Origin of the sequence: Nodosilinea nodulosa PCC 7104, assembly GCF_000309385.1 — a bacterium.
Classification (GTDB): Bacteria; Cyanobacteriota; Cyanobacteriia; order Phormidesmidales; family Phormidesmidaceae; genus Nodosilinea; species Nodosilinea nodulosa.
In genome coordinates, this window is record NZ_JH976537.1 from 1,056,899 (window position 1) to 1,069,575 (window position 12,677).

Genomic DNA, 12,677 nt, shown 5'->3' on the forward strand with positions numbered 1-12,677 from the left:
GTCGTGCGGCTGGGGCAGCTTATTCTCCTGAGAGCCCCTCCAGAGAATTTAAATACTTGTAAAGCCGTTTGCGATCGACCACAAAGCCAGGATCAGAAAGATCTCTAGAGCTGCTGTGGCGAGATGGGGCCGACCAGCGAATAAAACTGCCCTGGGGGCGATCGCCAGCGCGATTGTTGGAATATTGCGATGTCATTGACGCTCTCACTTCGGCCCCATTACTATGGCATATCAGCTCCATCTCCAGATTCGCCCCCAGCTTTGCCTTAGGAGTGTACTAGCCCTATCGAAACGGTCTACGGAAATCTAAAGGGTCTCAAACCCAGCCAGCTCAAGCAGCTACAGCGCATTTATCACCAGCGGCTGCCGGGCGACTGCGTAGTTACGCCCGAATTTGCCCAGCGCCTGGCAGCGGTCAGCACCGAGCTTGACAGCCCTCTCTGTGCCTACGTCAACCGTCGCGGCCAGGTGATCAGGGTGGGAGTGGGCACCCTGCGGCAAACCCAAATTCCACCCTCGGAACTGCCCCGCTACGGAGCCGAGCGTCTCAGCGGCATTCGCTGTATTGCTACCCAGTTTGAGCCAGACCCACCCAGCGACGCCACTCTCACCACCATGGCCCTGCAGCGGCTCGACGTATTAGCGGTGCTGGCGCTGACGGGCACGGGCTTTGCCCGCCGGGGGGGCGGAGCCACGGGCTACATTCAGAGCACTTTTCTGGCTCACCTGGTGCCTCACCCCGAGCAGCGCTGGCTGGTGTCGGCCCCCACCGACCTGGACGAGCTGGCCCAGCAGGACTTTTTGGCCCTGGTCGAAGGGCTGGAGGCGGAGTTTAGCCGCGCCTTTACCGCTCTCCAGGTTGAAGATGAGCGCGATCGCGTCCTGGTCGTAGGTCTTTTTACCAGCAACCAGAGCACCGATCACTTTGAGCACCGCCTCGAAGAACTAGAGCGTCTGGTCGACAGCGCTGGCGGCGAGGTGCTGGACACGGTGTACCAGAAGCGCCCTCGCCCCCATCCCCAAACCGTACTGGGGGCCGGGAAGGTGCAGGAGGTAGCCCTGGCCGCCCAAACCGTCGGCGCAAATTTAATTGTGTTCGATCGCGACCTGTCCCCGGTGCAGGTGCGCAACCTGGAAAATATGGTGGGCATTCGGGTGGTCGATCGCACCGAGCTCATTCTCGATATCTTTGCCCAGCGCGCCAAGAGTGGCGAAGGCAAGCTCCAGGTGGAGCTGGCCCAGCTGGAGTATCAGATGCCGCGCCTGACCGGGCGGGGCAAAGCGATGTCGCGCCTGGGGGGCGGCATTGGCACCCGAGGCCCCGGTGAAACCAAGCTGGAGACCGAGCGGCGCACCATTCAGCGGCGCATCGTCAAGCTCCAGCAGGAGGTCAACCAGCTCCAGGCCCACCGGGCTCGCCTGCGCCACCGCCGCCAGGACGACAACCTGCCCTCGATCGCCGTGGTGGGCTACACCAACGCGGGCAAGTCAACCCTGGTCAACACCCTGACCAACTCCGAGGTCTACGCCGCCGATCAGCTGTTTGCCACCCTCGACCCCACCACCCGCCGCCTGGCCATTACCGACCCCGAGACGAACGAAACCACCCAGCTGGTGCTCACCGACACCGTGGGCTTTATCGAAGAACTGCCCACCTCGCTGATGGATGCCTTTCGCGCCACCCTTGAGGAGGTCACCGAAGCCGACGCCCTGCTCCACGTGGTCGATGTGTCGCACCCCGCCTGGCAGGACCAGATCCACTGGGTAATGCGCATTCTCAAGGACATGCCGATTGTGCCGGGGCCGGTGCTACTGGTGTTCAACAAGGCCGACCGGGTAAGCAGCGAAACCCTGGCGATTGCCCACGACGAGTACCCCAATGCCCTGTTTATCTCCGCCACCGAGCGGCTGGGGCTAGAGACGCTGCGGCAGCGATTGCTGCAATTGATTGACTATGCGGTCACGGTATAACTAGAGAAACCGATTTCCTTGAGGCCACCATGGTTCAGGCCGCCCCCCAACCGCTTACCTTGGACGAATTTATAGCCCTATATCCCGAAGACGGCGGTCGCGCGGAATATGCCGCAGGGCAAGCTTTTCTGGCTGGCCAGAGACTGACCTCGCCAACTTTTTCGGAACTAGAGCTTACGGTAACCTCAGTTCGGGATAATGCTGTCCCCTCCTTGGAGGGGTGCCCGAAGGGCGGGGTGGGTTAAACCTACGGCAAAATACAAGCTTCTAGATAGGGTGAGTTGCCATGCTGGCCTAGACAACCCACCCCTACCCCTCCCAAGGAGAGGACAGTGGGCCTGCTTTGTCAAGGTCTTTTCTTATCCCGAACTCAGCTTACGGTAGACCAAATCATCGCCGTGGGCCAAGCAACAGACCTACCGCATTAAGTGTCCGCAGGGTTGGGGAGATATAACTATGTCAGTTGAAATCATGCGGGAGAGTTAGCGGGTGCCCGATAAACCCATCAAGCGCAACGTTCGCCGCTACGAACAGGACTGGTTTAAGCTGCTGTTTCGGGTCCGAGGGTCGGTGATACCGGCGGTCATGCCTCGGGTGCTGCTGTGCGCTGCTTTTTCGCTGGGGATATTGCTGCTCCATGGCCGGGGCTGGCCGGTGTCGTCGCCCATTTTGGGTTCCCTGGTGCCCAGCCTGGTTCTGGGGCTGCTGCTTGTCTTCCGCACCAACACCTCCTACGAGCGGTTTTGGGAGGGGCGCAAGCTGTGGGGCAATGTGGTGAATCTCACCCGCAACCTGGCCCGGCAGATGTGGGTGGCGATCGCCACGCCCCAGCCCGCCGACCACGAGGCCAAAAAAGCGGCCATACACCTGCTGCCCGCCTTTGCGATCGCTATGAAGCTGCACCTGCGCGGCGAACCCCCGAACTCCGAGCTGGTCGGTCTGCTCACCGCCGACCAGTGCGCCCAACTGCGGCAGATGCACAACCCGCCCCTGGAGATCGCCTTTTGGGTGGCCGACTACCTGCAAACCCAGCAGGGGCGGGGCACCCTCAACCCCCACCAGCTCACCTACTGCCTGGAAACCCTGGACGGTCTGGTGAACGCCCTGGGCGGCTGCGAGCGCATTCTCAAGACGCCCATGCCGGTCGCCTACAGCATTCACCTCAAGCAGCTGCTGATGCTGTACTGCCTGGCGCTGCCCTTTCAAATGGTGGCCTCGGTGGGCTGGGCCACGCCCTTTCTGGTAGGGCTGATCAGCTTTGCGGTATTTGGCATCGAAGAGATCGGCATCGAGATCGAAAACCCCTTTGGCCACGACCCCAACGACCTGCCCCTCGACTTGATCTGCCGCACCATGCAGCAAAATATCGAAGACTTGATGTCGCTGGTGCCGGGCGTGGGGCGATCGCATCAAGCCGCTGTAGAATCAACCGCTGACAATGCTGAGCACAGATATGAATCCAAAAATCAACGCCTCTCGTAGGGGCAAACGACCGTTTGCCCTCACCCAACGGCATGCCTCACGCCAGCAAAAACCCAACCGCGGAATTCACGGCAAAAACCCGATCGTCTGCCCCGGTGGCCTCCTTTGACAATGGAGCACTGAAAACGAAGAATGGATTACGAAAGTTTTCTAAGCTTTTTGGTGCTGCGCCCGGCGACCCGGCCCCCAGGCCCAATGGCCAGGCGGCTGAGACTGAGCAGACCAATACCAACCACCGCAAAATTGCTGGTGCTGGCTACACCTGTTTTTGTGATGGCTGCCTTGGCGTTGCGCCGCAGGGTTTCAGCCTGGGTGTTGATGGTTTGGAGGGCCGTGGCAAAATCAGCCTCGGTAGCGGTAGCGGCAATTTCAGGATTAGACCGACTCTCTTCGACCTGAACTTTCAGCTGTGCGGCCTGTTTAGTAATGTTGTTTATAGTCTGAGCTTGGAGGGAGAAGCTTTCACGCACAACAAATAGGCCGATCAGCAAAAAGAGGGTCCCCAGACCAAGACCGACGTAGCCAATCGCTTTACGCAGGCCCAGGTTATCCCAGGCGCTGTAAATCAGTAGCGCAATGCCAATCAGCAGCACGATGCTGCGATCGCCCATCTGCAGCAGCAGCCCCACTCGCCAAGCCGTGCCCGACCCCAGCGGAAATATGAGAGCCGTCATGTCTACAACAAAGCCCAAAATGCAGGTCATGCCGACAATGCGGGCAATACCCTGACTATCTACAAAGGTAGAAGAAACTGGATTCGAAGCACCAACCATACCAAAACTCCCGCTGTACATTCGCTGAGGTCTAGGGCGATAAGTGAGCTAACCGCCGCTAGTACATCGTCCTACCGAAACTTTTTCATTCGGTAGCGGCTGATTCCGCCAGGTTTTACTCAACTTCACCCGATGTTTACAGGCCAATTGCCCTGCCATGCCGAAGCCCCTGCCGTGATGGCAAAGGCTCCCGCGCATTGACTGGCGTAGCAAGGATTGACTTAAGCGTCCTGCTCCTGGCTGGACCGGCGACGACGCAGAGCGGCGACGCCCATGCCAATTAACCCCGGCAGCAGCGCTGGAGTCGGCACATAGCCGTATTGCAGGTGATCAACCTCCCAGTCGGCACTGTTAGCAACCTCAATTTCGATCGCGCTAATACCGGGGTAGTAGCGGGCACCAAAGAAGCGATCCTCATCGGTTCCGCCGTAAGCAGAGCTATCGCCCAGATTGTTGCTAATAATTGTCTTCAGCAGCTGGTTACCGGCCCCAAAGGCTCTAAAAATAACGTTCCCGCCCCCAATAGCACCACCATCTACATACCCAATATCGGTAAGTACGATACCGGCATGGCTGGGCAGCTTGCCTAGCACAGCGGCGTCAAAGACGAAGCGCAAAACTTTATTGCCGTTGGAATAGAGGCTGTGGCCGCCATTCCCGTTGCCGTCGAGAGCACCGTCGTCCCCATCGACAGAATCGGTCAGGGAAGCGGGGCCTAACACTAGGGGGGGAGGGCTAGAAACAATCGACACCCCTGGTGTGTTTAAAGCCCCATCTTCAAAGTCTTCGACATAGAAATAACGAAAATATGGATCTGTGACCCCAGGGTATCCGGGATAGTCAGACAAAAAGGGGCTATCACCAACTTGGGTATAGGCAGTAGGACCGTATGGGGTGGCCGCATTTGCGGCTGGAGCCTGGCTTACCATGGCGATTCCAGCGATCGCAGCAGCGATACCGAGGGTGGTTTTTTCAAAAAAAGGTGAATTCATTGCTGATGTGCAACTCCGGTGAAAAGAACAGCGGTAGACTGGCCCTGAGTTGCGACAAGGAAAACTTGTAAGAAACCTGCCGTGGTAGAGACTCTAGAAGCTAGGGAAGATGTAGAACCCTGCTATAGAGTACTACGTAATTTGACTTAGACTGGTAAAGTTTAAGACCCGGCTGGATATGCGAGTTTAAAGAAAGAACGAAGCACGCCAAAGCCCTCTCTATTTCTCTATGAAGTCTCTAGAAAGAGTACAGAGTGAAAGATTGCCTGGGCAAGCATTGCGCCTAGGCAAAGTAATTTGCAGCATTTAAAGCTCCGGCGTTGGCATCTCCTCCGGCCATTCGCAGGCCAGTCACTTCAGCTACCAGGTCGGTGTCTTTAGAAAAGGCTGCCGTGCTGTTGTTGACTGATACAAAGCTGCGGGTTCCCCAGCTATACAGCACCGCCTGATTGGCCCTCAGAGCTTGAGCGCCACTCGATGCTTTATTTTTATCTCTATAAGCCGCTATCGTTGCCTCGGCTAGATTGCCGCCGCTCACCTTCCCAGCATTAAATAAACCCTGGGGTACCTGGGTCGTCAGCAGATTGTAGTCGTAGTCGAGCTGAATGCGATCGCCCTGGGTGACATCAAACCCGACTATGCGATCGAGGGCATCTAGGGTTGACTGACCGAGGGCCTCGGCCTGCGATCGCCCCGTGTAGACAATGCGATCGGCCCCACTGCCGCCCGTCAAAACATCGGCCCCTCCCAGCCCCAGCAGGCTATCCTGGCCACCATTGCCCAACAGGGTATTGGCCCCCGAGGTGCCGAGCAGGATATCACTGCCGCTGCCCCCGGTGGCGGGCAGTCCGCCTCGCTCAAAGGCACCCACATCGGGGCTCGAATCACGGCTAAACTGGCGCTGGTCCTGGGTTGGCACCGAGCTGCCTTTGACTCCGGTGTTGATCGCCGGGCTGCCCGCCAGCAGGGGATGCACCAGGTCGCCGCCAATTTTCATCAGCGGCCCCAGCTGTGGGTCCACAACGCGGCTGCTGGCGGCCACCCGCTTGCCAGAGCCGCTGGGGGCCGGAAACTCAATATTGCCACCGCCGTCTTTGGGAGGGTAACCCACCTGGTTTTGGTTGCGATCGCCCGCCGTATTAAACGCCACAATCGAATTGCGCAGGGTGATAGATCCCTTATTGGCGTAGTTCATCCACAGCGCGCCATTGGCCCGTCCGGCCACATTGTTGACAATCGTGGCGTTGGTAATGTCGACGGGGGCAGCCGCGTCGGTGTTGAGAAATATCGCGCCCCCAGCATCTTTGGCCACCCGATTGGCAGAAAAGGTGCTGTTTGCGATCGTGACCGCTTTTTTGGTTTGTATCCAGAGCCCCCCGCCCTGAATCTCGGCCACGTTGTTGGCAATACCGACATTGCGCAGGGTAATCAAGCCCCCATTTACCTCTAGCCCGCCGCCGCGAGCCAGGTTTTTACCGCTCAGGCTAACCGTGTTTTTGAGCAGCGTGCTGTTTTCAACTACCAGCTTATCTGAGTCATAGCCCCAGGCGTAGATCGCACCGCCGCCGCCTTTGGCCTTATTGCCCTCAAACCAGCTGTCCTGAATGCGCACAGTGCCACCACTGGTGGTACCCGGCCCGCCAGGTCCAGCACCGTCGCTAAAGATTGCGCCGCCGCCATTGCCAATGGCGGTGTTGTTGTTAAACACCGAGTTTTTGACCGTCATCGGCGTCGAAATATTGTAGATAGCGCCACCGTTGAAGCCGCGGTTGTTGGTAAACCGAGAGTTTTCAATCGTCAAAAACCCAGAGCCACCCGCCCCGCCAGCGCTATTGGTCGAAATAGCCCCGCCGCTTTTGCCGTTTTTGGTCAGGCTGCCGTCGTTGTGGTCAAAGACGCTGTTTAAGATAGTTACCTGAGCCCCAGAACCAACCTGAAGCGCCCCGCCCCGCCCGGCTTTGTTGTTTTTGAGCAGGCTGTCCACCAGCGTAATTTTAGAGAAATTGCTGGCGTTGATAGCCCCTCCCAGGCCAGACACCTGGGCACCCTTGCCATTGCCGTTGACCAGGGTCAATCCTTTAAGCGTTGCCGTTACGGGGGCTTGAGATGTCCCCACCTGGAAGATGCGGCTGGCGTTGTTGCCGCTAAGGGTGAGGTTGGCAACTCCGGTGGCATCGATGGTGATGTCTTGATTCAGGACCAGCTCACCGCTGGTAAGTTTAATGGTCTTATTAGCCAGACCCGACGCAAAGCGGATTACGCTGCCTGCCGATGCCGCCGCAATAGCGGCCCGCAAAGAACCCGCCCCGCTGTTGGCCGTATTACTGACGGTAATCGTGGCTAGATTGCCGTTGTAGTCGGCCTGGGCCTGGGCACTAAAGGCCATGCTAGCCTCAATGGGGCCGGTCACCAACTCCAGGTCCCAATCCCCGGCTGCACCGGTAATATCGTCGGAGGCGGCGACATCAGCCCCGGTTAGGTTGCTCAAGCGGTCCATAAATGACCGACCGCCAATGCCACTACCAACACCGCAGCCGTAGAGCAAAATATCGGCGGAAGGCGACAGTGCGCTACGCCAACTGCCCAGAGAAGCCCCATAGGCATTTAGGCTATCGCCGCTGAGCGTCGTCGATCCCAGTTGCAGACTACCCGCCTCACCGTGGGAAACAATGTGGATGCTGTCTAAATCGGTGACCGATCGCAGGGCGGCGGTAATCTGCTCAATACCATCGCTAGCCGAGTCAAGAAAAACAATATCTAAGCCGGGCAGTATGCCCTCCCACAGGGGGTTGGCATCGGTCACTGCGCCATCAATAAAGACAATGCCTTTGGCGGTAGCGGGAACACGTTGAGTCGTCATTTTTTCTCCAGGAAATCTGCGTCAAATGTCGTCTCATTGTGTGCTCCAAAGCTCAAAAAGCTATTCGAAAAACTAATCAAAAAAGCTTTTACGGTTCAGAAGTTAGCATAAAAAACAAGCCAAATCAAATTTGTTTCCCTATACCTAAAAATCCGGAAAGGGAAAACAAATCTTAGCGAAGACACGTGATAATGACTTACAAGCAATGGTAGATAAAGCCCTGAGCAGATGAATGGCAAGATTGAAGGATCGCGATCGATTCCTTCGCCTTCTCTCATCAGCCTAGCTTTAGATTAACTTTATAAAATCTTCAAAGCCTTCCGTGTATTCACGCGCCTTTGCCATTATTTCCTTAGTTTACTATCCGTATTCCTGCTAGCGCCTAGCGGCAGCTTTAGGGGTTCGCAAGTCACAGCCCAGCCGATGCGATCGCAGAAAAGAGGTGCAGCAAAAAGGGCGCAGCATAGCAACGCCCTCAGGAGGTTACAACCCTCTATTCATCCAAGCGAAGCAAATTAGGCTTGCTCGTCTTCGGCCAGATCACCCTGTTTTTTACGCAGTGCTGCGATACCAAGACCCACTAGACCTGGCAACAAAGCTGGGGTGGGAACGGCAGTTGCATATTCCTTAAATGCAATACCACCGGAGAAATCTTTTGAAATTGTGACACTGCTGATTTTCTCAATGGCATTTTGTGGAAGAACGTTCAAAACAGTATTATTGTTGATCAGGCCCTGGAACGTGAATTGACTGCTGTTGCCGAGCTGATCAAGAACCGTAAACAGAACCGATTCACTGCTTGAAATCGATGTCGCGAGCTTAATGCCAAAATAGGCCACCGGAGAAGAAGAAAAATCAAAGACAGCAGTACTAGCACCATTACGCAGCCTGAGATTATCATTGCCAGGATTAATGCGGATATTGATATTTGGACCGGCTGGCTGAAGGCCAGCGAAACCATCAAAAACCTCGACCGGGTTGCCTCCCGCTGTGCTGAGGAAGTCAGCAGTCTGCGTAAAGGTAAACGCATGGGCGGGCTTAGCGTTAGTGACGCTTACGGTCGCCAGCACTACAGCTGCAGCGATAGCGACATTTTTGGGTGGGAAAATCGACATGCTTGTGCTACCTAGTTATCTAAAAAACATGAGTTATCTAAAAAACCTGATTCAAATTTATTGGTAGATTACTGGGTAGATTGTATTTGCTCTGATTTTGGCCATTCAAACAGCACTCTAAACCAGAGGCTATATGCTCGAAGCCAAGTATCAATACCTAGGATTCTTGACTATATTAAAGCACAAAGTTCTCTCTACAGGCTACGGACAAGCGTTGCTCACAGTGTTCTTGCAGACATCTTTAAATAATCAGTAGCTGAGGGATCTAAATCTACACAGTATAAGGGAACCTGTCATTTATTAACTAGGTATGACCAATATCTATAGCGAATATAGACTTGAATTCATTCAGACAAAAGGCCTACATTCTGTAGTATCTCTACGACGAAAGAGATCTTTGCTTCGATCGCTCTATCAAAGCCATCATGGTGTAGTAATACACCGTCAGCAATATACCCACAAAAATTTGCCCGCCCCAAAATCCATGCCAAAAGTTAAACCACCACTCGCCCCAGTACACGTGGGCAATAGTCACCAGCATCAGTCGCGGAATGTTAAACGCCAGCGAAATCACAACAGCCACAGCAATCAGCATTGCCATCTGGGCTGGCTTTTGCTTATATAAAATTCCCATAATGAATCCAGTAGCCGCAACTGAAAGCGCCATGTCTAAGCCATTGCACCCCCATCCCACCTCCACGGCCCCCTCAGGAAATGTAATATAAACTCCCTGCTGCACGGCGGGAAAACCAATCGCTCGCATTGCTGCCGCACTGACTTCAGCCATTCTAATTTCCAGGAACTGATAGGGGGTAACAAAATCCCAGATGAACCGAGAAATAAAGCCAATACGTGGGTAAGTGGTCAGCCCAATCAAAGACGTAGGCACCCAGAATTGACGAAAAACGCTGGCTCCCCAGGTGCTACAGGCAATACCCGCCAAGATTGTCATCCACAAAAATGCCTGGGGCCACAGCGCAAACCGACAAAAGGGAAACAGCACTGCCCCGGCTACGATTAGCAGATGCCCCAACAGTCGGTCTTCTTCAGAAGCCTGCAACTTAGTCAGCACAGCCCGCCGATTCCACAGTTCGGCTCCAGCCACCAACAGCATGCACAGGATCAAAAACCAGCCCACTTTGCCCTGAAAAATTCTGGGGATTAAGTAGCCTAACCAGGCCGGGAAATAGGCAAGGCCAACGGCTAACCCCAGCAGCACAAACCGCCCGTGGCGATCGCTCGCAAGTGCTTTCAACCAAACCAGAGCAGATTGCAGATAAGCTTGCAGCTTCATGGGAAAGGATATCTATGTACTGCGGGTGCACTTAATGCCAAATCGGCCCAGGCTCAATAACCCAAGTCCGACAACAATTTGGCTGCCCAAAATCGCCACCATTGACTTAGCCGTCGTGCTGCGGGCAGTTTGCTTAAAGTTGCTGGCCTGGGCTTCAATTTGAACGAGTTCTTGATCCAGGCGCTGCTGAGTAATTTCGCCAGGCAGGTCAGGGCTGGTTTGCGCAGTTTGGACTTGGGATTGTAGTTCCTCAAGCCGGCTATCGATATTGCCTAGGGCCTGATTCTGAAGCACCAGCGCATCTCGAATGACCAGTACGCCCGACAGCAGAAATATAATCCCGCCGAGCAGGCAGGCCAGCGCTATAGGACGAGCCAGCGATCGCTGCTCTAGGCTACCGTACAGCACCAGTGCCACTCCCAAAAACAGCAAAATGCCGCGTCCACTCACCTGCTGCATCAACGCAACCCGCCATTCCAAGGCCATTGGGTCAGGCGGCATAGCAGAGGTCAAGATATTGAGGGCAAATCCAACAATACAAGCCAGGCCCACAACTACAAAAACGCCCCTAGCGGCATAGAGTGGGTCACTGGATGACGAAAGAAAGGGAGATCCAGGCATGCTGGTCATGGCAAAACCAAAGTTAAAATCAACACATAGGCAGGCGAACCGCCATCTCTTAAATTTTCTGCCTGAGAACCCCAAAACCGGACGCTTTTGGGCAAGCCAAACAAGCTACACAAAAAATTTATACATTACATATCTAAGGTCCTAAGAGAACCAGCTGTCTCCTGGCGGGGAGATCGAAGCAACAGGGGTCTAGTCTGCCTCGCTTCCCGAGCCTCGTGCCATCGCAGACCTAACAGCACGGCAATGGTAACCACCTGCCCAGGCTCCTCCATCTGGGTCAGAATGAAGCCAAACACTACTGTACTCAGCAAAAAAAACTTAGCTATATCGTCTACACAGAACCAGCGCCAGGCTACATAGGCCAGGTAGAGATAGCTAAACAAGCCCAGAAAGCCCAAATCGCCCCAGATACCTGCCCAGGTAAACAGCGGGAAATACACGGTGGACTGCCGCGCAATCCAGCCGCTGGTAACAACGTTAAATACGGCTTCTGAAGCTGGGTGAGTAGTTGACCCCAGAGGTGTCAGTAAGTCGGCATAGTCCCTTAAGATCCATCCCCCCAATCGGCTGACGCCATGGCCAGGGCCAATCCCAAGAAACCAGTTTAGCAATGATGTGTAGTAGGTTGGAATAATCCGAAACGCGGCGGTTTTCGTTAGGGTTGCCTCGCCATCTGGTCCGTATATTCCATCGCGACCCAGCCAGTTTCGGTAGGGGGCCAAAAACCCATAGTCTAGATTAAAAACCGCCCAGTAAAAAACGCTGATCAAAATAGCCATAACCATGGCGTAGATAATCAGCTTGCGGAAATACCTGACCTTGGTAAAGACTAGCAGTACTCCGCCCCCCATCAGGGCGAGAAAAACCTGTTTAGAGTCAGAGATCTGGGTTTGGAAAATCCCTGCAATGAATAGAGAACTGCGTATCCACAGGGGCTTATCTTTAAAATAGCTAAATGCATATAGGCCCACATAGATCGTCACCGTACAGGAAATGTAGTTGCCTGCACTGCCGCCGCCGCCGCCAAATACGCCAGTAATATTGTCCTGTAGCGTTCCCCCGTCGGGCTTGGGATACAGCCCAACCGGGATGAAAACCCACTGAATAAAGGCCAAGCCAGCGTTTGAGACAGCAAAGATCAATATCCATCGACGAAACCGCTCCAGGTTCCGGCCAACCAAAGGAGCCATGACCATGGCCGCTAGCAGCATGTAGGGCTCAGCCAAAATCATGAAATAAATAAAGACGTTAATCAGCCCAGCCCGGTTGAGTAGGGCGCTGGCGGTCATAACGGCTAGCAAAAGGCCGATCGCAAACACCAGGTCTTTGACAATTCTGGCCTGCATGCGATCGCGCAAAGGAGCCGTCAGTAGCACAACTCCAGTGACAATAGGGATGAAACCAAAATGGACAAAGTTCAGGACTGAAGGCGCACCAAAAACTGTGAGCAGGCGAGGATAAAAGATCGTGGCATATCCCCACAGCAGTAGGGTAACGGCTTTAACTCTCCCTTTAGTTTTTGAATAAAGAACAGGTGTATTCATCGTTTTAGGTAAATGC

At 54.8% G+C, this 12,677-nt stretch carries 10 protein-coding genes; 2 read left to right on the plus strand and 8 right to left on the minus strand.

Features of this window, described 5'->3' with window-relative positions:
- Positions 1-19 precede the first annotated feature (19 nt).
- On the minus strand, positions 20-196 hold the full coding sequence (locus LEPTO7104_RS39885; RefSeq protein ID WP_155523518.1) for a hypothetical protein: 177 nt from the start codon (positions 194-196) through the stop codon (positions 20-22).
- A gap of 89 nt (positions 197-285) precedes the next feature.
- On the opposite strand from LEPTO7104_RS39885, the gene hflX reads away from it, so the two are divergent.
- Together hflX and LEPTO7104_RS0104605 are read left to right on the plus strand one after the other, a co-directional pair.
- The gene (gene hflX, locus LEPTO7104_RS0104600) at positions 286-1,971 is read left to right on the plus strand and encodes a GTPase HflX (protein ID WP_026072367.1); all 1,686 of its coding nucleotides are present in this window, start codon (positions 286-288) and stop codon (positions 1,969-1,971) included.
- A 489-nt stretch (positions 1,972-2,460) separates the two neighbouring features.
- Positions 2,461-3,453: a bestrophin family protein gene (locus tag LEPTO7104_RS0104605; RefSeq protein ID WP_017297378.1), complete on the plus strand. Its 993-nt coding sequence runs from the start codon at positions 2,461-2,463 to the stop codon at positions 3,451-3,453.
- A 137-nt stretch (positions 3,454-3,590) separates the two neighbouring features.
- On the opposite strand, the gene hpsJ-C (LEPTO7104_RS0104610) is transcribed toward LEPTO7104_RS0104605, so the two are convergent.
- From hpsJ-C (LEPTO7104_RS0104610) to LEPTO7104_RS32785, 7 genes are all read right to left on the minus strand, one after another.
- Positions 3,591-4,226, minus strand: a complete 636-nt coding sequence (gene hpsJ-C, locus LEPTO7104_RS0104610) for an HpsJ-like protein, cyanoexosortase C-associated (protein WP_017297379.1) — start codon at positions 4,224-4,226, stop codon at positions 3,591-3,593.
- Positions 4,227-4,447: 221 nt separating this feature from the next.
- Positions 4,448-5,218, minus strand: a complete 771-nt coding sequence (locus tag LEPTO7104_RS0104615) for a PTPA-CTERM sorting domain-containing protein (RefSeq protein WP_017297380.1) — start codon at positions 5,216-5,218, stop codon at positions 4,448-4,450.
- Between the two features lie 283 nt (positions 5,219-5,501).
- Positions 5,502-8,078 (minus strand): DUF4347 domain-containing protein, encoded by a 2,577-nt coding sequence (locus LEPTO7104_RS36725; protein ID WP_051158475.1) that lies wholly within the window; start codon positions 8,076-8,078, stop codon positions 5,502-5,504.
- 515 nt (positions 8,079-8,593) lie between these two features.
- Positions 8,594-9,193, minus strand: coding sequence for a PTPA-CTERM sorting domain-containing protein (locus tag LEPTO7104_RS0104625; RefSeq protein WP_017297381.1), 600 nt, complete (start codon positions 9,191-9,193; stop codon positions 8,594-8,596).
- A 379-nt stretch (positions 9,194-9,572) separates the two neighbouring features.
- Positions 9,573-10,448 (minus strand): cyanoexosortase C, encoded by an 876-nt coding sequence (gene crtC, locus LEPTO7104_RS0104630; protein ID WP_225886924.1) that lies wholly within the window; start codon positions 10,446-10,448, stop codon positions 9,573-9,575.
- Positions 10,449-10,499: 51 nt separating this feature from the next.
- Entirely contained in the window at positions 10,500-11,117 is a 618-nt protein-coding gene (hpsJ-C, locus tag LEPTO7104_RS0104635; protein ID WP_026072370.1) for an HpsJ-like protein, cyanoexosortase C-associated, read from the minus strand.
- A gap of 125 nt (positions 11,118-11,242) precedes the next feature.
- Positions 11,243-12,493 (minus strand): hypothetical protein, encoded by a 1,251-nt coding sequence (locus LEPTO7104_RS32785; protein ID WP_155523519.1) that lies wholly within the window; start codon positions 12,491-12,493, stop codon positions 11,243-11,245.
- Between the last annotated feature and the right edge of the window lie 184 nt (positions 12,494-12,677).

Bases quoted from the DNA above. Each gene is read 5' to 3' on its own strand.
- LEPTO7104_RS39885 (WP_155523518.1), bottom strand. From the start codon at position 196: ATGACATCGCAATATTCCAACAATCGCGCTGGCGATCGCCCCCAGGGC.
- hpsJ-C (WP_017297379.1), bottom strand. From the start codon at position 4,226: ATGGTTGGTGCTTCGAATCCAGTTTCTTCTACCTTTGTAGATAGTCAG.
- LEPTO7104_RS0104615 (WP_017297380.1), bottom strand. From the start codon at position 5,218: ATGAATTCACCTTTTTTTGAAAAAACCACCCTCGGTATCGCTGCTGCG.
- LEPTO7104_RS36725 (WP_051158475.1), bottom strand. From the start codon at position 8,078: ATGACGACTCAACGTGTTCCCGCTACCGCCAAAGGCATTGTCTTTATT.
- LEPTO7104_RS0104625 (WP_017297381.1), bottom strand. From the start codon at position 9,193: ATGTCGATTTTCCCACCCAAAAATGTCGCTATCGCTGCAGCTGTAGTG.
- hpsJ-C (WP_026072370.1), bottom strand. From the start codon at position 11,117: ATGACCAGCATGCCTGGATCTCCCTTTCTTTCGTCATCCAGTGACCCA.